General features: G+C 61.3%; 15 protein-coding genes. 9 read left to right on the forward strand and 6 right to left on the reverse strand.

The window, feature by feature from the left end:
- Positions 1–49 precede the first annotated feature (49 nt).
- Genes Q1A75_RS17175 through Q1A75_RS17195 form a run of 5 tightly spaced genes read right to left on the reverse strand, consistent with a single transcriptional unit; the run spans position 50 to position 6,991 of the window.
- Complete coding sequence (locus Q1A75_RS17175; protein ID WP_299551004.1) at positions 50–1,087, reverse strand: enolase C-terminal domain-like protein; 1,038 nt, start codon at positions 1,085–1,087, stop codon at positions 50–52.
- 32 nt (positions 1,088–1,119) lie between these two features.
- Positions 1,120–2,274, reverse strand: coding sequence for an ABC transporter permease (locus Q1A75_RS17180; RefSeq protein ID WP_299551002.1), 1,155 nt, complete (start codon positions 2,272–2,274; stop codon positions 1,120–1,122).
- A 4-nt stretch (positions 2,275–2,278) separates the two neighbouring features.
- Positions 2,279–3,307, reverse strand: coding sequence for an ABC transporter permease (locus Q1A75_RS17185; RefSeq protein WP_299551000.1), 1,029 nt, complete (start codon positions 3,305–3,307; stop codon positions 2,279–2,281).
- On the reverse strand, positions 3,304–5,229 hold the full coding sequence (locus tag Q1A75_RS17190; protein WP_299550997.1) for an ABC transporter substrate-binding protein: 1,926 nt from the start codon (positions 5,227–5,229) through the stop codon (positions 3,304–3,306). Before Q1A75_RS17190 ends, Q1A75_RS17185 begins: the two co-directional genes overlap by 4 nt.
- Positions 5,222–6,991: an ABC transporter ATP-binding protein gene (locus tag Q1A75_RS17195; protein WP_299550994.1), complete on the reverse strand. Its 1,770-nt coding sequence runs from the start codon at positions 6,989–6,991 to the stop codon at positions 5,222–5,224. The genes Q1A75_RS17190 and Q1A75_RS17195 overlap by 8 nt, the downstream gene beginning before the upstream one ends.
- Before the next feature lie 137 nt (positions 6,992–7,128).
- On the opposite strand from Q1A75_RS17195, the gene Q1A75_RS17200 reads away from it, so the two are divergent.
- The 6 genes from Q1A75_RS17200 (at position 7,129) to Q1A75_RS17225 (ending at position 14,073) form a co-directional block, all read left to right on the forward strand.
- On the forward strand, positions 7,129–7,632 hold the full coding sequence (locus Q1A75_RS17200; RefSeq protein WP_299550991.1) for a class I SAM-dependent methyltransferase: 504 nt from the start codon (positions 7,129–7,131) through the stop codon (positions 7,630–7,632).
- Between the two features lie 185 nt (positions 7,633–7,817).
- Positions 7,818–9,908 carry a 3-hydroxyacyl-CoA dehydrogenase NAD-binding domain-containing protein gene (locus Q1A75_RS17205; protein WP_299550989.1) on the forward strand — a complete coding sequence of 697 codons (2,091 nt, stop codon included), beginning with the start codon at positions 7,818–7,820 and terminating at the stop codon, positions 9,906–9,908.
- A gap of 3 nt (positions 9,909–9,911) precedes the next feature.
- The gene (locus Q1A75_RS17210) at positions 9,912–11,111 is read left to right on the forward strand and encodes an acyl-CoA dehydrogenase family protein (RefSeq protein ID WP_299550986.1); all 1,200 of its coding nucleotides are present in this window, start codon (positions 9,912–9,914) and stop codon (positions 11,109–11,111) included.
- Positions 11,111–12,181: an acyl-CoA dehydrogenase gene (locus tag Q1A75_RS17215; protein ID WP_299550983.1), complete on the forward strand. Its 1,071-nt coding sequence runs from the start codon at positions 11,111–11,113 to the stop codon at positions 12,179–12,181. Before Q1A75_RS17210 ends, Q1A75_RS17215 begins: the two co-directional genes overlap by 1 nt.
- Positions 12,162–12,593, forward strand: coding sequence for a PaaI family thioesterase (locus Q1A75_RS17220; RefSeq protein WP_299550980.1), 432 nt, complete (start codon positions 12,162–12,164; stop codon positions 12,591–12,593). The genes Q1A75_RS17215 and Q1A75_RS17220 overlap by 20 nt, the downstream gene beginning before the upstream one ends.
- Complete coding sequence (locus Q1A75_RS17225) at positions 12,577–14,073, forward strand: class I adenylate-forming enzyme family protein (protein ID WP_299550977.1); 1,497 nt, start codon at positions 12,577–12,579, stop codon at positions 14,071–14,073. The genes Q1A75_RS17220 and Q1A75_RS17225 overlap by 17 nt, the downstream gene beginning before the upstream one ends.
- 15 nt (positions 14,074–14,088) lie before the next feature.
- Here Q1A75_RS17225 and rpe read toward each other — a convergent pair whose 3' ends face one another.
- Positions 14,089–14,778: a ribulose-phosphate 3-epimerase gene (gene rpe / locus Q1A75_RS17230; protein WP_299550974.1), complete on the reverse strand. Its 690-nt coding sequence runs from the start codon at positions 14,776–14,778 to the stop codon at positions 14,089–14,091.
- A gap of 236 nt (positions 14,779–15,014) precedes the next feature.
- Between rpe and xylB the strand changes: the two genes are divergently transcribed.
- The 3 genes from xylB to Q1A75_RS17245 are packed head-to-tail and all read left to right on the forward strand — an operon-like array spanning position 15,015 to position 19,052.
- Positions 15,015–16,463: a xylulokinase gene (gene xylB, locus Q1A75_RS17235; RefSeq protein ID WP_299550971.1), complete on the forward strand. Its 1,449-nt coding sequence runs from the start codon at positions 15,015–15,017 to the stop codon at positions 16,461–16,463.
- Positions 16,460–17,767 carry a xylose isomerase gene (gene xylA / locus Q1A75_RS17240; protein WP_299550968.1) on the forward strand — a complete coding sequence of 436 codons (1,308 nt, stop codon included), beginning with the start codon at positions 16,460–16,462 and terminating at the stop codon, positions 17,765–17,767. The genes xylB and xylA overlap by 4 nt, the downstream gene beginning before the upstream one ends.
- Complete coding sequence (locus Q1A75_RS17245; protein ID WP_299550965.1) at positions 17,748–19,052, forward strand: cytochrome c peroxidase; 1,305 nt, start codon at positions 17,748–17,750, stop codon at positions 19,050–19,052. The genes xylA and Q1A75_RS17245 overlap by 20 nt, the downstream gene beginning before the upstream one ends.
- Positions 19,053–19,055: the final 3 nt, after the last annotated feature.

The raw sequence follows: 19,055 nt of genomic DNA on the forward strand, positions 1-19,055 counted from the left end.
TGGCGACTTTAGGCAGTAATTTAATCGATTGTTTCAGGTGCGCGCGGAGTCAATGCACCAGATGTCGGGCGATCTTGTCCTCGTCCCAGGTGATGCCAAGGCCGGGTCCACGCGCCGTCACGCACCCGTCCTCCACACTGTACGGTTCGGTCATCACACCGCCCGCCACATCCAGCCATTCCAGCAGATGCGCGTTGGGCGTTGCTGCCAAGGCATGGGCCGACGCTTCGACAAAAAGATGGCTTGAGACGGGTACACCCGCGGCTTCTGCGATGGCAGCGGCGCGGAACCAGCCGCTCAGCCCCCCGATCTTGATCATGTCGGGCATCGCGTAATCCGTGGCCCCGACCATGCGCGCCACATCCGCCGGATGCCACCAGTTCTCGCCCGATTGAATGGCCGTGGACACAGCAGTGCGGACCGATCGGTAGCCCGCCAGATCTTCGGCCGGCACGGGCTCCTCCACCCATGTCAGGTCCAACCCGGCCTCTTCAAGGGCCCGGATGCGGGCAATCGCCTCGGGTGCGCGAAACGCCTGATTGTAGTCCAGCATGAGCCGCCGCTCGGGCCCGATCATCTCACGCACGACGCGCAGGGCGGCCACATCCTTTGCCACTGTCGGAAAGCCCAACTTGACCTTGATAGCTTTGAACCCACGCGCCAGCGACGCCTCGATCAACCCTTCGTCCCGACCGGGGACAAACAGGCCCTGACTGTCGTAGCACGGCAAAGGGCGTGGCGCGGCACCGAACAGGGCACACACAGGCTGATCCGCCGCCTTGCCCTGTGCATCCCACAACGCAAGGTCCAGACCGGCAAGCGCCATGCCGACCATCCCCTGACGCCCCAGCAGACGGAATTGCGCGGTCGTTTGTCGATCCACATCCGCCGGATGGGCCGACGACCCCGCCAGCGTGTCTGAGAGGTCCGCCAGAAAAGCCACCAGCGGCTTCAACATCAGGGGTGTATACCCAAAGATGTAAGCGCTGCCTGCAATCCCCTGATCCGTCTCCACATCAACCAGCACCAAGGGCGCCGCAGGGATCGACGCCTGCGCCGTCGTGATCGGCACGGCCAGCGGTGCCATCACCGCACGCGCCTTGATCCGTTCAATCCGCGTCAGCTGGTGTAGGGGTCCAGACTGTCGCGCAGCCCGTCACCCAGGAAGTTGAAGGCCAGAACGACAATGATGATGGGTAGCATCGGAATGGCCGTCCACGGATAAATCTCGATGCTCGCCAGGTTCTGCGCGTCATTCAGCATCACGCCCCACGACACGGCAGGGGCCCGCAGGCCAAGGCCAAGAAAGGACAGTGCCGTCTCCCCCAAAATCATCGCCGGGATCGATAAGGTGGCGGATGCAATCAGGTGGGACATGAAGTTCGGCAACAAATGGCGCCGGATGACGCGCGAGGGTTTCGCCCCCATCATCTCTGCCGCCCGTACATATTCCTCCTCTCTCAGCGAGAGGAACTTACTTCGGACCGCCCGCGCTAACCCGGGCCAATCCAGTAACCCAAGTATGATACTGATTATGAAAAAGACGGATACAGGCCCCCAATTTGACGGCACGGCAGCGGACAAGGCCAGCCATAAGGGCAACTCCGGCAAGGACCGCAAAATCTCGATGGCGCGGTTCACAACCCAGTCGATCCAACCGCCAAAATAGCCCGCGATTGCTCCGAACCCGATGCCCAGGATAAAGGACACGGTGATGCCAATCAGGCCCACGGTCAGCGACAGCTGCGCGCCATAGGAAATGCGGGAAAATACGTCACGTCCCAGCCGGTCCGACCCAAAGATAAACACAGTCGCCCCCTCGGGCGCGCAGAACAGGTGGCGGTCCGCAGGGATCAGGAAGAACAGCTTGTACTCGGTTCGCTCACAAAAGAACTGCAACGGCATGGGGCGCGAGGTGTCCGTCTCGTAAACCCACTGGAAGTTCTCAAGATCCGCCCGGCCAATAGTCGGATAGACAAAGGGACCGATGTAATCGCCTTCGTGCCAGAACTTGATGGCCTGCGGCGGGTGATACAGGTGATCGGCGCTGCGTTCGTTGGGCGTATAGGGCGAGATGAACCCGGCAAAGGGGATCGCCATGTAAGCCAGCAGCAGGAAGATGCCTGAAATCAGGCCCAGTCGGTGCTTGCGGAACTTGCGCCAGACCAGCACCCAGTTCGGGGCGTCCATGTCCGACCGTTCCGGCGCAGACAGGTCCACGTTCGGATCGTATGGGGCATCATCAATGAAACGGCCGTCGGGCAGGGTGCTCATGGTCTTATCCTTCCCGTGCGCCGTAGCGGATGCGTGGATCAAGCAGCACCAGCAACAGGTCCGAAATCATCGTGCCGATGAGGGTGAGCAGCGCCACGAACATCAGCACAAATGCGGCCAGAAACTGGTCCTGCGACTTGAGTGCGGTCAGCAAGGCGGGTCCGATGGTCTGCAACCCCAGTACCACGGATACCAGAACCGACCCCGACACCATGGCAGGCAGCAGGTTTCCAATGTCGGCCACAAACGGGTTGAAGGCCATGCGCAGCGGATATTTGGTCAGCAGCTTAGCCGGGGCCAAACCCTTTGCCATCCCCGTTTCGACATAGGGTTTCGACAGCTCGTCCAGCATGTTGGCCCGCAGGCGTTGCATCATCGCAGCAGCGCCTGATGTCCCAATGACAAAGGTGGGCACGATCAGGTGCACCAGCACGCTTTGCACCTTGGCAAGTGACATCGGCTCGCCCTCGAACTCTGGTGCCATCAGGCCGCCGATGGGCAGGCCCAGATATTTGTGCCCGTAATAGAACAGGATCAGCGCCAGCAGGAAGTTTGGCGTGGCAAGGCCCAAATACCCAACAAAGGCGGTGGTGTAGTCCACCCACGTGGCCGACCGGGCGGCGGCGAGAACGCCTAGGGGCAGGGCAACAAGATAGACAAACAAGACGGCCGCAAGGTTCACCAGAACAGTCAGCCACAGCGCATCCCCGACAATGTCAGCCACGGGCGCATCAAATTCGAACGACCAGCCAAAATCACCCTGCAACAGCCCCGAAAACCCCTGCGGGCCCGGCGCCACGCCCGCCCAGATCAGGTATTGCTCCCACAAGGGACGGTCGAGCGCGTATTCGGTGCGCAGAAATTCGGCCTTGGCGACGCCCTCGGCCTGACCGGTGGCGCGCAGTTCCGCAATCTGGTTCGACAGGTAGTCGCCCGGCGGCAGGTTGATGATGATGAAGATTAGGATCGATACGACGATCAGGGTCAACACCATCGTCAGCAGCCGGTAGGTCGCGTAACGGATGAACATCATTCGCTCACCTGCGCGATCTGCTTGGCATCGGAGAAAAAGAATTCATCAACCCGGTGCACGCCGAAATGTGCGCCGGGGTCCCAGGCCCATTTGCCTTTCTCCGGGACATTGCGCAGCCGATCGGACACGACAACCGGTTGCGGCGCTTCGCTCAGGATGCCGATGCCGAACTGGTTGTCGGCGTGAATTTTCAGCATCTCGCGCCAGATATTCCGGTGTTCTTCGGGATCTTCTGTGTTTTGCCACGCAGCACTCAGCGCCATCAGGCGCTTGCCCGCCTCCAAGTCCACCGGCTCGCCTGCAGCACCGTGGGTCTGATAGTACTGCCCCCATTTGGGCCAGGCAAAGAACACCTGATCCGTGGGGGCAAGGTAGGTGGGCGGCGTGTTTGGTTGTGGCAGGCCGTTGTCCCAGCCAAACCAGACCGAGGCCATGGTCACACCGGAAAAGACGCGGTTGCGCAGGATGTCCCGGTCCAGCGGACGCATGATCAGCTTGATGCCAATGTCGCGCCACGTGTCTGTGATGATGGCCAGCGCGTTTTCGACCTCTTGCCGCTCTCCGGCGGTTTCGACCACGAATTCCATGGGCCGTCCATCGGGCAAAAGGCGAATGCCGGCAGGGGTGCGCTGGTTCAGGCCCATCTGGTCCAGCATCACGTTGGCCGTGTCCGGGTCGTAGATGGCCCATTGGGTCAGAAGCGCCGGATCAAACAGCGGGCTTTTGGCGAGCGCCGTCATGCCCCCTTCCTTGCCCAGTCCAAAATAGAGGGCACGGTTGATCATCCGCCGGTCGATGCCCAGCGACAGGGCGCGCCGGAACCGCGCATCGCGCATGACCTCGCGCCAGACGGGGTCAGCGAAATTCAGGTTGGGATAGATGGCGATCTGGCTGGCTGCACCATTGGACCACAGGTAGGTGCGGTAGGGCGCGCCATCTGCTTCGCCCTTCTTCAAGATCGACACATCGCGGAAATCCAGCCCCCGGGCCTGCAGATCGGATTCGCCTGCATTGGTCTTGGCCGCCACAAGGCCCGATCCCACGATGTCCATTTCGACCACATCGATGTAAGGCAACTGCACGCCGCGCGCGTCTATGCGGTGGAAATACGGATTGCGTACAAACAGATGCCGCATCGCCGCCCCGGTCGATGCCGGTTTCCACGGCTGCAAGGTCGGCAATTCGTGATTGTCGAACTTGTACATGTTGTCGAGCTTGTTGTGCAGCGGGGCCCAGCTGCGCACGCGCTTCTTGTCAATCATCTCCTCCATCGCGTCCTTGGTGTTGAAGGCGACGTGGAACTGTTTGAGGTAGTGGGCGGGTCGGTAGATGAATGTCGGGCTGGCCTGTGCCAACGCTTCCAGAAAGTTCGGATTCGGATGTGGGAATTCGACAACGACGGTCACCTCGTCCGGGAACCGCATCGTCGCAATCTGATCGCCCATGCGCATGATTTCGGGCGGACCATTCGGGCTCAGTTCCGCGTTCTGCGCGACGTGTTTCCACCAGTATTCGAAATCGGCCGAGGTAAAGGGCACTCCATCCGACCAGCGATGGCCGGGTCGCAGATGCAGTGTGAAAATGCGCCCTTCCTCCACCTCGACATCGCGCAGGATGTCGGGCTTCAGCTGGTAATTGTGGTCATATCCCACCAGCCGGGCATAGCCGTACACCACCATCTGGCGCACGTCCTTGGTTCGTGTGACCATGGTGCGCAATGTGCCGCCCTGTTTGCCGAATGCACGCCCCTTGGCCTCAAGATCGACGATCAGCGGCGTGTTCGGAATACGGTCCACGGCGGCGTCCATCTGTCCTTTCTTCACCTCAGGTGCCCAGAATTCACTTTCCTGAACAACTGGCTGGGCCAGAGCGGGCAAGGCCATCACACCTGCAACGACGAGGGCTGTTAAACGGTCAAACATGGCAGCGCACCTTGTGTCCGGGTTCAATCTGGATGAGATCGGGTGCCTCAAGCCCCTCAAAGCGGAACATGTCCGGCCAACTCGCAGGCGACCCCGCTCCACGCGACACCTCGGCCAGATCAATAGGGCGGTGCACATCCGGCTCGGGCTGCGCGGCGATAAGGGCCTTGGTGTAGGGATGGCGCGGGTTGTAGAACAGGGTCTGCGGCGGGGCCTGCTCGACAACAACACCCTGACGCATGACGGCCACCTCGTCTGCAATCCTCGCAACAACGGCCAGATCATGGCTGATAAACAGATAGCTCAACCCCATTCCGTCCCGTATGCGCTCCAACAAGCTTAGGATTTGCTCCTGTACCGACACATCAAGGGCCGAGGTAGGCTCGTCACAAACCAGCAACACCGGGTCCAGGGTCAGCGCGCGGGCGATCGATAACCTTTGGCGTTGCCCCCCGGAAAAGGCGTGCGGGTAGCGCATCAGCATATCGGGGTTCAGCCCCACCCAGCGCAGCATTTCTGCAGCCTTGTCGCGGCGGGCCATCCGGTTGCCGATGCGGTGAATTTCCATCGGCTCGGTCAACGCTTCCTGCACGCGCATGCGTGGGGACAGGGACGAGTAGGGGTCCTGAAACACCATCTGCGCCTGCCGCTGAAAGGCAACTTTGTCGGATCGGCTCAGCGCGTTGACGCAGATAGGATCGGCGCCCGGCTCGGGACGAAACAGCACTTCCGACCCCTGATCCGGCACTTCAGCGCCCAGGGCAATGCGGGCGCACGTTGTCTTGCCGGATCCACTTTCGCCCACAACGGCCAACGTTTTGCCGCGCGGCAGTTTCAGGGACACGTCGCGGCAGGCATGCACCAGTTTATTTTCGCGCCAGCCACCGGCGCGCACCGAATAGGTCTTGGATACATTGTTCAATTCAAGGATCAGATCGTCGTCCGGCAAAGGGTCCGCCGGCTGGGGGTCTTTGGGGATCATCGGTGCGGCGGCAAACAGCTTTTGGGTGTACCCGTGCCCCGGGTCACCCAGAACCACCGGAGCAGGACCACTTTCCATCATGTGACCCTTGTTCATCACGACAACGCTGTCGGCCATGTTGGCGACGACACCCAGATCATGGGTGACAAGGATCATCGCCATGCCTGTGTCGCGCTGCAAATCCTTCATCAGGCCCAGAACCTGCGCCTGCGTGGTCACGTCCAGCGCAGTGGTGGGCTCGTCCGCGATCAGCAGATCGGGCTTGGCCACCATCGCCATGGCGATCATCGCGCGCTGCCGCATCCCGCCTGACATCTCGAACGGATAGGCGCGGAAGGCCCGCTCGGGGTCCGCGAACCCGACGCGTTCGAATGTTGCCAGCACATCACGCTTGGCCTCGGCCGTCGACAGGTTGCGGTGCAGGGTCAGAACCTCGGACACCTGGTTTCCAATGCGATGCAGGGGCGACAGCGAACGCATCGGTTCCTGAAAGATCATCGAAATGCGGTCGCCGCGGATATCGCGTATCTGGCGGGTCGGAAGGGTCAACAGATCGGTGCACGCTCCGCCCTCGCCGAACATCACCGATCCCTGACGCAATTGCGCTGTCTTGGGCAGGATGCGCAAAACCGACCGGCAGGTTAGTGTCTTGCCGGATCCGCTCTCGCCCACCAGCGCGAGCGTTTCACCGCATGCAACCGAAAAGTTGACCCCTGCCACGACCGGCGGGGCCGAGCCAAAGCCGATCGACAGATTCTTCACTTCCAGAAGCGGGGCCATTCACGGTCCTTTTTTTTGCGCGCGGGTCTTGAAATCAGTCAACCCGATTCCATCCGTCACGTCCATACACGGGAAAGTCGCGCAAATGTGCTACCGCTTCATCACTTTTTGCCCCATCTAGAGCAAAAGCAAAGGAAATGATCATGCGACAAAGCCGCCTTGACCTGTTTGTCGACCGTATGGTGTCCCAACGGGCCTGTCTGGATCACGCAGCCAAAGTCATCGCAGGCATCGAGGGGCCGGTGTTCGAGCTTGGCCTGGGCAATGGGCGTACGTACCACCACATGCGGCATATCATGCCTGATCGTGACATCTTTGTGTTCGAGCGAGCTGTGGCCTCGCATCCTGACAGCACGCCGCTCGATGACAGGGTTCTGCTTGGTGATGTCTTTGAGACCTTGCCACAGGCCCTTGCCCGCTTCGGCGCAACGGCGGTTTTGATCCACGCGGACCTTGGCGGTCACAACGCGCAAAAGAACGACCTTTTTGCGCAGAAAGTGTCGCCCGTCATTGCGCCGCTGCTGGCAGTCGGTGGTTTGATGGTGTCATCAGACCGGATGTATTTTGATAATCTGGTCGCGCAGCCGTTGCCGGATGGTGCAGTTCCTGGGCGCTGTTTCATCTACCGGCGCGACAGCTAGGCAACCGGCGACCCGGTCGATAACGGCCCTTCGGGGAGAGTTTATCCAGCAAGATGAAGAGCGGATCAGCGCCAAGTGACGTTGCGGCGTGTTTTGAATCGCTTGCCCTTTTTCTGTGCACGCCTAGGCTGAATGATGTGTGGGGCTGAGGGCCCCGCGCGTATTTCAAAACCGGCGGAGGACCCATGAGCGACAAGATTGCCTATTCCAGAGAAGGCGACATCGCCATCCTGACGGTCCGGAACCCGCCCGTGAACGCGCTGAGCCATGCTGTGCGTCAGGGCTTGTCGGATGGCATGGACCAGGCCGAGGCCGATGATGGCGTGCGGGCCGTGCTGATCGTGGGCGAGGGGCGCGCGTTCTTCGCCGGGGCTGACATCACCGAATTTGGCAAGCCCCCGCTTGAGCCGCACCTGCCCGATCTCATCAACCGGATCGAAGCGTCGCCGCTTCTTGTTGTGGCCTCCATGCACGGCGTCAGCCTGGGCGGTGGGCTTGAGGTGGCGCTCGGCTGTCACTACCGCATCTCCGTGCCCTCAGCCAAGGTGGGCTTGCCCGAGGTGCATCTGGGTTTGATCCCCGGCGCGGGCGGCACGCAACGCCTGCCGCGCCTGACGGGTGTTGAAGCAGCCTTGGACGTCATGACCACTGGCCGCCATATCGGCGCGGGCAAGGCGCACGAGCTGGGCATCATCGACGTGATCAAGGACGGCGATCCAAAGGCCAACGGCATCGCTTATGCGCGGCAGCTTTTGGAAGAGGGTGTCAGCCGCCGCCCGGTGTCAGAAATGGATCCACCGGCTCCTATCGATTGGGATGCGGCATTCGATACGATCCTTGCCAAGGGCAGGGGCCAGATTTCGCCCGCGTGGTGCGTGCGTGCCGTGCAGGCGGCTGTCGAAAAGCCCTTTGCCGAAGGGCTGAAGGCCGAGCGCCAGATTTTCTACGACCTGATGCAGACGGATCAGCGGCAGGGCATGATCCACTCGTTCTTCTCGGAACGGGCGGTGGGCAACCTGCCAGAATTGAAGGACGTCAACCCGCGGGGCATCCAGCACATCGGTGTGATCGGCGGTGGCACGATGGGCGCGGGCATTGCCACTGCGGCGTTGTTGGCGGGTCTGGAAGTCACCATGCTGGAAATGAGCGCCGAGGCAGGACAGGCCGCGCGCGACCGCATCGAACGCAACCTGTCCGGGGCCGTCAAACGGGGCAGGATCACGCCAAAGCAACACGACCAGATTCTGACCCACACGCTTGTGGTCGTGACCAATTACGACAAGCTGCAGGACGTCGATCTGGTGATCGAGGCCGTGTTCGAAGACATGGAGGTCAAGAAAAAGGTCTTTGCCGAGTTGGACCGCGTCTGCAAACCCGGGGCTATCCTCGCCTCCAACACGTCGTATCTGAACATTGATGAAATCGCAGCGACAACTTCGCGCCCCTCTGATGTGCTGGGTCTCCACTTTTTTTCCCCCGCGCATGTCATGAAACTGCTTGAGGTTGTCGTGGGGGACAAAACCGCACCCGACGTAACAGCCACGGGCTTCGCGCTGGGCAAGATGCTGGGCAAGATCAGCGTGCGCGCGGGCGTCTGCGACGGCTTCATCGGCAACCGCATCCTCGCCACTTACCGCACGGCTGCCGACCAGATGATCCTCGACGGTGCCTCGCCCTACGAGATCGACAACGCCCTTGAGGACTTTGGCTTTGCCATGGGCCCCTTCGCCGTGGCCGACCTTGCCGGGCTCGACATTGGCTGGGCCGTACGCAAACGCAAACGGGCCGAAGGCAACGTTCCCAAACGTGACGCCACCTATGCTGACACGCTCTGCGAACAGGGCCATTTCGGTCAGAAAACGGGCAAGGGGTATTATGACTACGCCGCTGGCCCGAAGGCGCGTGTGCCCAACCCCGACGTGCTGCCGATGATCGAAGCTGACCGTGCACGGCTGGGCATCACGCCCCGTGCCTTTACCCACGAAGAAATCGTGCGCCGCTACATGGCCGCCATGGTGAACGAGAGCGCAAAGGTCGTGGGCGAGGGCATCGCGCGCCGTCCCCTCGACGTGGATATGACACTGCTCTTTGGCTACGGCTTCCCGCGCTACCGGGGCGGCCCGCTCAAATGGGCGGACATCGTCGGGCTCGAACCACTCCTCAACGACATCAAATCCTATGCCGCAGAAGATCCCGACTTCTGGGCACCCGCACCGCTGCTCGAACAGCTGGTGGCGGAAAACAAAACCTTCGATGACCTGAACAAAAAGGGCTGAGATATGGACCTGAGCTATTCCCCCGAAGAACTGGCGTTCCAGGAAGAGATCCGCACATTCCTGCAGAACGATCTTCCGAAAGACATCGCCGAAAAGGTCCGGCTTGATGGCGACCTGACCAAGGATGACATGGAACGCTGGCACGCAATCCTGAATGCGCGCGGCTGGCTGGCGCAGAACTGGCCCAAGGAATTTGGCGGCGCGGAATGGCCGGCGGTGCAACGGCACATCTATGACACCGAGGCCGCCGCTGCCCACGCCCCCCGCATCGTCCCCTTTGGCTTTTCGATGCTTGGCCCCGTCCTGCAGAAATTCGGGTCCAAGGAACAGCAAGACCACTGGCTACCGCGCATGCTCGACGGCACTGACTGGTGGTGCCAGGGCTACTCCGAACCGGGCGCGGGCTCCGACCTCGCATCGTTGAAAACGAAGGCTGTGCGGGATGGCGACCACTATATCGTCAACGGGCAAAAGACGTGGACGACCCTGGGTCAGTTCGCCAACATGATCTTCTGCCTTGTCCGGACTGATTCGGATGCCAAGCAGCAGGAAGGGATAAGCTTCCTGCTGATCGACATGGATACGCCGGGCGTTGAAGTACGGCCGATCATCTTGCTGGATGGCTGTCACGAGGTGAACGAGGTCTGGTTCACGGACGTCAAAGTGCCCGTGGAAAACCTCGTGGGCGAGGAAAACAAGGGCTGGACCTACGCCAAATACCTGCTCACGCACGAACGCACCGGCTTGGGCGGCGTCGGCTCAAGCGAGGCAGGGCTGAAAGCAGTTAAACGCATCGCCAAGGCGGCAAATCACAACGGCAAGCCGCTGATCGAAAACCCGCACTTCGCCGCCCGCGTCGCGCAGGTGGAAATTGACCTGCGCGCCATGGCCACGACCAACCTGCGCATCATCTCGAAAGCAGCAGCCGGAGAGGCACCGGGGCTGGAAGCGTCCATGCTCAAGGTCAAAGGGTCGATTCTGCGCCAGGAAATCAACGACCTCGCACGTCGCGCCGTTGGTCCTTACGCCATGCCTTTTGCATCCGAAGCGGTCGAAGGGGCCAATGACCGTATCCCGGACCCGCTCGATGCAGGGCCGGTGGCAGGCCAGTATTTCAATAATCGCAAGCTTTCGATCTTCGGCGGATCCAACGAAATCCAGCGCGGTATCATCGCCAAAGTGACCATGAGCGGAGGCGCGTAATGGACTTCAACCTGACCGAAGAACGGCAGATGCTGCAGGACACGCTGCGGCGCTACCTGCGTGAGCAGTACGGTACCGAACGACGGAACGAGATCCTGGCCTCCGACACCGGCTTCTCGGCCGACATCTGGGCCGAACTGGCAGAACTTGGTGTCCTTGGTGCACTTTTCACCGAGGATCAGGGCGGCTTTGGCGGCGCGGGGTTCGACATCGCCGTGGTGTTCGAGGAACTGGGCCGCGCAGGCGTGGTCGAGCCGGTGCTGGACTCCGCCTTGGTAGGGGGGCGGCTGCTGGCCGCTGCAGGCAAGGCGGATATGGTCGAACAGGTTATCGGCGGCGCGATCCATCTCGCCGTCGCTCATGGCGAACCCGACAGCCGCTATGATCTGGACCACGTCAACACGACGGCTACAGACAACAAACTGACGGGCCGCAAGGCTGTGGTGATGAATGCCGAGGCGGCAGATCACCTGATTGTCTCAGCCAAGGATGGCGACGCCATCGCGCTCTACCTCGTGGACAAGGGCGCGCAGGGCCTCGACATCCAAGGATACCCGCTTCTTGCCGGAGGCCGCGCCGCCGAAGTCACCCTCGACAACACGCCCGGTGCGCCGCTCGGTCTGACGCTCACCGACTTTGAGGCCGCCAACCGCCTCGCAATCATCGCGCAATGCGCCGAAGCGCTTGGCGCCATGGAAACCGCCACCGCGCTCACCAAGGACTACCTGATGACGCGCAAGCAATTCGGGCGACCCATCGGCACGTTCCAGGCGCTGGCCCACCGCATGTCCGACCTGTTGATCGAGATGGAACAGGCACGCTCTGCCGTCATCAACGCCGCAGGCTACGCCGACGATAAGGACGCCGACCTGCATCTGTCGGCTTCCAAAAACCTGATCGGGCGCATTGGCCGTCTGGTGGCTGAGGAAGCGATCCAGATGCATGGCGGTATTGCCATGACGCAGGAATACGAGCTTGCCCACATCGCCAAGCGCATCGTCATGGCCGACCACCGCTTTGGCGACACGGACTATCATCTGGAGCGGTTCATTGCCCTCTCTGCCGCCTGACGGACCCGGCATCATCCGCGACGAGACGGGTGCGCAAACGCTGCTCGGCTACGTCGTGGACATCCGCGAAGCGGACGGCGTGTCGCGGTGCTGGCTCGACATCGGCGCGCAGCATGGCAACCGCCATGGCGGTCTGCACGGAGGCATTATGTCTGCCATGCTCGACAATGCGATGGGTTTTGCCGCAGCCCGCACAGGTGACGACAACGGCGACACGAAAGTGGCGACGTTGACCATGACCACCAACTACCTTGCCCCCGCACGCGGCGGTTTGGTGGTGGCGACAGGCGAAGTCTCGGGCGGTGGGCGCAGCACCATCTTTACCGAAGGCCGGTTAGAGGATGCAAACGGCACGGTCCTCGCCACATCCACGGGTGTTTACAAAAGGGTGCGTAATGCGTCGGGTCAGTGACCTTCTGGCCCGGCAGGTCGCTGAGAGACCCACGGCCTTGGCTCTGGAAGACTCAACAGGCGCATGTCTGACATATGGCGAGTTGGATGCGGCGGCACAGGACCTCGCAGATGTCTTGACTGGCAAGGGCATCGGCGCAGGCGACCGCGTCATGATCGTTTCTGAAAACTGCGCCGCCGCAGTTGCGGCCTTGTTTGCCACATGGCGTATCGGGGCCATCGCAGTGCCGGTCAACGCCCGCCAGACTGCGGCGGAATTGGCCCGCGTAGATGCCCACGCCGCGCCGAAGGCAGTGTTCTTCACGACACAGGTCTCGCCAGATGCGGCAAACCACAGCAAAATCGCACAGGTGGGGACAGCACATTTAGAACCGACCACCATATCCGGAGTATCGGGTGAGCTGGCGCTACACTGTCCCCGCGGGGACAGTTTCGCCGGGGACACGGACATCGCTGTCCTTCTTTACACCACAGGCACCACAGGGGACCCCAAGGGCGTCATGCTCACCCATGCCAACGTCTGTTTTGGCGGTCGAACCAGCGCCGAACTGCGCGGCATGACGATCGATGATCTCATCTACGGTGTCCTCCCCACCACCCACGTCTTTGGACTGTGTTCGGTGGTTGTCGCCGCGATCCACGCCGGTGCTCCGGTACGGCTTGTTCCCCGGTTTGTGGTGGCAGATGTGTTCGACGCGCTGCGAGACGGAATCACCCTGTTCTCTGCTGTGCCGCAGATGCACGCCCTTCTGATGGCCCACGCCAAGTCACTTGGGGAAACGGCACTCGGGTCAGACACGCTCCGTTATGTCTCTTCGGGCGCGGCGCCGCTTGATCCCACGTGGAAGCGTGAGGCCGAGGCGTTCTATGGCGTGGCGATCCAGAATGGTTACGGCATGACGGAAAGCACTGCTGGGACGGCAGCCACCCGCAACATTATTGGCGACCCCGATACCTCCGTTGGCCCCGCTTTGCCGGGCATCGAAATCGCGATTGACGATACCGTGCCCGGCGGCGAAGTGCTGACCCGCGGACCGCACGTGATGAAGGGCTACTTCCGCAATCCCGATGAGACGGCCAAGGTCTTGGATGACGATGGATGGTTGCGGACAGGCGACCTTGGGCAGATCGATGCAGAGGGCAAGTTGCACATTCTGGGTCGAGCGAAGGAGTTGATCATCCACGGTGGTTTCAATGTCTTTCCGCCCGAGGTCGAGGCGGCGTTGAACGATCATCCTGACGTTGTGCAAGCTGCTGTTGTCGGACGGGTAAAAAACGGCGACGAAGAAGTGTTGGCCTTTGTGCAGGTGCCGGTTGGCAGCGCCCTTTCCGAAGAGGATCTGCGGGCCTTCGTCAAGGATAGGCTGGCGGGGTACAAACGACCTGCGCGATACGTATTGGCCACCGCGCTTCCAGCTGCGCCAACAGGCAAGATTCTCAAGCACAAGCTCATTGAAACCTTCGCTGATCACCTGAATTGACAAGCCTTGAAAGGGCTACGTCCAGACACCTTCCGCAGCCGCGCGGATGTTGCGGATGTTTTCGCCGTACGGGTCCGGGTTGCTAACCGATCCACCGCGGAACACTGCAGAGCCTGCGACAAGCACGTCCGCCCCGGCCTGTGCCACCAGCGGCGCCGTGGTCGGATCAACGCCGCCGTCAATCTCGATGTGCACCGGGCGGTCGCCAATCATCGTGCGCAGGGCTTGGATCTTGGCCGTCATGTCGATGAACTTTTGCCCGCCAAAGCCGGGGTTCACGGTCATCACACAGATCAAATCGACCATGTCCATCAACTCTTCGACCGCGGCGGCGGGGGCGCCGGGGTTGAGGGCAACGCCGGCCTTCATGCCTGCCCCACGGATGGCCTGTAGCGTGCGGTGGATGTGTGGTCCCGCCTCCACATGGGCCGTCAGCACATCAGCGCCTGCATCTGCAAAGGCCTGTATGTAGGGATCAACGGGCGCGATCATCAGGTGCACGTCCATCACGCCCTGGATATGCGGGCGGATCGCGGCACATGTTGCGGGGCCGAAGGTGATGTTGGGCACAAAATGTCCGTCCATCACATCGACGTGAATCCAATCTGCGCCCTGCGCCTCGACGGCTGCGCATTCTGCACCGAAATTGGCAAAGTCGGCGGCGAGGATGGAGGGGGCGATCTTGATCGAGCGGTCGAAGGTCATGCCGGGCTCCTTGCATGTTTGGGTGCGATATATCGGTCCGGCGGCCCAGTGGGAAGGGGCCCTTCGGGGAGGATTTTTTAAAACAGGGAAGGTGGGCCGGGTGGGGGTACACCGCCTTGGATGATTTGCGATTTGCGGGTGTGTTTACGTGTCAGTCAGAAACTGAGGGGCGTACATCACAATTAGTTTGACAATCGAATTAAATGTCGCGAATGTACGTTCAAGGGAGGATGTCGATGTATCTCGGACTTGATCTGGGCACGTCGGGCGTGAAGGCGTTGTTGGTGGATGGCGATGGCCGCGCCGTTCGCAGTGCTGATGCAGCCTATGACGTGTCAAACCCCCATGCGGGGTGGAGCGAACAGGACCCGGCCGATTGGGTTGCGGGTATTGGCGCTGTGCTGGCCTCGTTGCGACAGAACCATCCGTCAACGTATGGCGCCATCAGGGCGCTGTCCTTTTCCGGTCATATGCATGGCGCGGTCATGGTTGACGACGCGGGCGCCGTGCTGCGTTCCTGCATCTTGTGGAATGACACGCGCAGCCACATCGAAGCGGCGGCCATGGATGCAGACCCGATCGCCCGCGCTGTGAGTGGAAACATCGTATTCCCCGGCTTTACCGCACCCAAGCTGGCCTGGGTAGCGAAGAATGAACCTGACATATTTACCCGGGTGGCGCGGGTCATGTTGCCCAAGGATTACCTGTTGTGGTGGTTGACGGGCCGCTATGCGACCGAGATGTCGGATGCGGCGGGTACGGCCTGGCTGGATGTCGGTGCGCGGGCGTGGTCGGATGACCTGCTGGCCCTTGGAGGCATGTCCCGTGACCAGATGCTGGACCTTCTGGAAGGCACGGATGTTGTGGGTGAGGTGCAGGCCGCGCGGGCTGATCTGGGCCTGCCTGCAGGCTGCAAGGTTGTTGCGGGTGGCGCAGACAATGCGGTGGCCGCCTGTGGTGTCGGCGCCTTGGGCGAAGGGGACGGTTTCGTGTCCCTTGGCACGTCTGGCGTCGTGCTGGCGGGGCGCGGAAGCTATGCCCCCGATGCGGACAGCGCGGTGCACACTTTCTGCCACGCGGTGCCGGGGCGTTGGTATCAGATGGGTGTGGTTCTGGCTGCAGCTGACAGTTTGAACTGGCTGAGCCGTATCACCGGGCAGGGGGCAGGTGAGTTGTCATCCGCTTTGGGTAATACGCTCGCTTCGCCAAGTGACGTTAAATTTTATCCCTACCTATCGGGCGAACGTACACCGCACAATGACGCGCAGGTGCGCGGTGGGTTTACAGGCCTCGACATCGCCTCGGGTCCCGAGGATCTGACCCACGCCGTGATGAACGGGGTCAGTTTTGCCCTGCGTGACAGCTTTGAGGCGTTGAAGGCGACCGGGGCGCAATTGCCGTCGGCCCTCGCCATCGGGGGCGGCAGCCGGTCGGATTATTGGACCCGGATGCTGGCCACGACCCTGAATATTCCGCTGGAGCGGCCCGATGAGGGCGCGTTTGGTGCGGCCTTGGGGGCAGCGCGGATTGCCATGTGCGGTGACACCGGTGCCGATCCGGCCAGCGTGATGACCAAGCCACCGATCGCTGATGTGATCCACCCGCAGGCTGACCTCGTTGCGGCCTACGATGATGCTTATTCTGCCTTTTCAGGCGCTTACTCCAAACTGAAAGCCATGCCATGACCACTGGATTCTTTGACGCCGTCCCATCCGCCACATTCGAAGGCCCGGACAGTACCAACCCGATGGCCTTCCGCCATTACAACCCGGACGAAATGGTCATGGGCAAGCGGATGGAAGACCATCTGCGCTTTGCTGTTGCGTACTGGCATTCTTTTGCGTGGGAGGGGGGCGATCCCTTCGGCGGTCAGACGTTTATTCGCCCGTGGCATCCACAGGACGATATGGGCCGGGCCAAGATGAAAGCCGATGTGGCGTTCGAGATGTTCCAGCGTCTGGGCGCGCCGTATTTCTGCTGGCACGATGCCGATGTGCGGCCCGAAGGCGCGACATTTTCCGAAAGCCTGGATCGCTTGAACGAGATCACGGATTACTTCCAGGGCAAGATGGAAGAGACTGGCGTGGGCTGCTTGTGGGGCACCGCCAACATGTTCAGCCACCGGCGTTGGATGTCAGGTGCATCGACCAATCCCGATCCTGATGTTTTTGCTTATGCCGCCGCCACTGTAAAGGGCTGCATGGATGCGACCCAAAAGCTGGGCGGCCAGAACTATGTCCTGTGGGGCGGGCGCGAGGGGTACGAGACCCTGCTCAATACCGATATGGGACAAGAACTGGACCATATGGGTCGCTTCCTGTCCATGGTGGTCGAATACAAGCACAAGATTGGCTTTAAAGGGCAGATATTGGTTGAACCGAAGCCGCAGGAGCCTTCGAAGCATCAGTATGATTACGACGCTGCGACCTGCATCGGGTTTCTGCGCAAGTATGGCCTGGAGGATGAGGTGAAGCTGAACCTTGAGCAAGGGCATGCGATCCTCGCAGGCCATTCGTTTGAGCACGAGATTGCCGTGGCCGGGGCCGAAGGGATGCTGGGGTCCATCGACATGAACCGCAATGACTATCAGTCGGGTTGGGACACGGATCAGTTCCCCAACAATGTGCCTGAAGTGGCGCTGTGCTACTACCACATCCTGCAGGCCGGGGGCCTTGGTCTGGGGGGCACCAACTTTGACGCCAAGCTGCGCCGTCAGTCTTTGGATGCCGAGGATTTGATTGCCGCCCATGTGGGTGCCATGGACATTTGCGCGCGCGGACTGAAAGCTGCAGCCGCGATGCTTGAGGACGGCGGTTTGGAAGACGCGTTGACGGCGCGGTACGCCGGGTGGGAAACAGCAGAGGCGCAGGCTATGCTAGGCAGTGATCTGGCGTCGATTTCCGACCGTGTCATCGCCGACGGGATCGAACCGCAGCCTCATTCGGGCCGGCAGGAGATTTTGGAGAACTATGTCTCGCGTTTCGTGTAAGGCGCTTTCCTTTGCTCTGATGGCGGGCCCGGTTTGGGCTGCCGATCTGCCGTTCGAGGAACCGGTGTTTCCGGAGGTTGATAGTGCGCAGGTCGAGTTGGGTCGTTTGCTGTTCTACGATCCGATTCTGTCGGGGTCGAAGACGGTCAGTTGTGCGACCTGCCACCACCCGAAATTTGCCACGGGCGACGGGGTGTCACTGGGTCTTGGCGATGGGGCAAAGGGCCTTGGCCCCGACCGGGTGGCCGACACGGACAATCTGCCGGAACAACGTATCCCCCGCAACGCGCCGCCACTGTTCAACCTTGGTGCCACCGAGTTTACCGTGTTCTTTCACGACGGACGGCTGGAGGAGGACGCGAGCCGCCCCTCCGGCATCCGTACGCCGCTGGGGTCCGAGATGGAGATGGGCTTTGCTTCGGCCCTGTCGGCGCAATCCATGTTTCCCGTGCTGTCGGCGGATGAGATGGCGGGGCACTACAGCGAGAACGAGATTTCACAGGCGGTGCGCCAGGGGCTGATCACCGGGCCGGGTGGGGCGTGGGATTTGCTGTCGCAACGGATCGAGGCGATTCCGGAATACCGCGCTCGTTTTGATGATGTGATTGGGAAAGAGCCAATTCATTTTACCGACATCTCGGATGCGGTCGCTGCCTTCCTCGACTTTGAGTGGCGCGGGGTTGCCAGCCCATTTGACCTCTACCTGCGCAACGGTACCGAGATGGAACCGGCGGCGATGCGCGGGATGGACCTGTTCTATGGCAAGGCGCAATGTGCTGATTGCCACTCGGGCCGCTTCCAGACCGACCATGGTTTCCACGCCATCGCCATGCCGCAGATCGGGCCGGGCAAGGCCGCTCGCTTTGAAAGCCACGCGCAGGATACAGGCCGAATGCGGGTGACGGGGGATCCCGAGGACGCCTATGCCTTCCGCACGCCGCCTCTACGAAATGTAGTGAAGACGGCTCCGTATGGACACTCGGGCGCTTATGCCACGCTGGAAGGCGCTGTGCGTCATCACCTTGATCCGGTGGAACGCTTGCGCAGCTACGGCATCAGTCAGGCGGTCATGCCTGGGTTTGATGCAAACGACATGCGGGTGCTGTCCGACGCGACAGAGGTGGATCGCATTGCAGCGGCCAATGATCTGGCACCGATCTTACTCACGGACGGGGAAGTCGACGATATCCTCGCCTTCCTGAATGCGCTTACCGATCCACAAAGCGTCCGTGGGGCGTTGGGTGTGCCGTCGGCGGTCCCAAGCGGATTGCTCGTGGATCGTTAAGGC

Origin of the sequence: uncultured Tateyamaria sp. (assembly GCF_947504105.1) — a bacterium.
GTDB lineage: Bacteria > Pseudomonadota > Alphaproteobacteria > Rhodobacterales > Rhodobacteraceae > Tateyamaria.

Bases quoted from the DNA above. Each gene is read 5' to 3' on its own strand.
- xylB (WP_299550971.1), top strand. From the start codon at position 15,015: ATGTATCTCGGACTTGATCTGGGCACGTCGGGCGTGAAGGCGTTGTTG.
- Q1A75_RS17215 (WP_299550983.1), top strand. From the start codon at position 11,111: ATGGACTTCAACCTGACCGAAGAACGGCAGATGCTGCAGGACACGCTG.
- Q1A75_RS17205 (WP_299550989.1), top strand. From the start codon at position 7,818: ATGAGCGACAAGATTGCCTATTCCAGAGAAGGCGACATCGCCATCCTG.
- Q1A75_RS17185 (WP_299551000.1), bottom strand. From the start codon at position 3,307: ATGATGTTCATCCGTTACGCGACCTACCGGCTGCTGACGATGGTGTTG.
- xylA (WP_299550968.1), top strand. From the start codon at position 16,460: ATGACCACTGGATTCTTTGACGCCGTCCCATCCGCCACATTCGAAGGC.
- Q1A75_RS17225 (WP_299550977.1), top strand. From the start codon at position 12,577: ATGCGTCGGGTCAGTGACCTTCTGGCCCGGCAGGTCGCTGAGAGACCC.
- Q1A75_RS17180 (WP_299551002.1), bottom strand. From the start codon at position 2,274: ATGAGCACCCTGCCCGACGGCCGTTTCATTGATGATGCCCCATACGAT.
- Q1A75_RS17210 (WP_299550986.1), top strand. From the start codon at position 9,912: ATGGACCTGAGCTATTCCCCCGAAGAACTGGCGTTCCAGGAAGAGATC.
- rpe (WP_299550974.1), bottom strand. From the start codon at position 14,778: ATGACCTTCGACCGCTCGATCAAGATCGCCCCCTCCATCCTCGCCGCC.
- Q1A75_RS17200 (WP_299550991.1), top strand. From the start codon at position 7,129: ATGATCATGCGACAAAGCCGCCTTGACCTGTTTGTCGACCGTATGGTG.
- Q1A75_RS17195 (WP_299550994.1), bottom strand. From the start codon at position 6,991: ATGGCCCCGCTTCTGGAAGTGAAGAATCTGTCGATCGGCTTTGGCTCG.
- Q1A75_RS17190 (WP_299550997.1), bottom strand. From the start codon at position 5,229: ATGTTTGACCGTTTAACAGCCCTCGTCGTTGCAGGTGTGATGGCCTTG.
- Q1A75_RS17245 (WP_299550965.1), top strand. From the start codon at position 17,748: ATGTCTCGCGTTTCGTGTAAGGCGCTTTCCTTTGCTCTGATGGCGGGC.
- Q1A75_RS17175 (WP_299551004.1), bottom strand. From the start codon at position 1,087: ATGGCACCGCTGGCCGTGCCGATCACGACGGCGCAGGCGTCGATCCCT.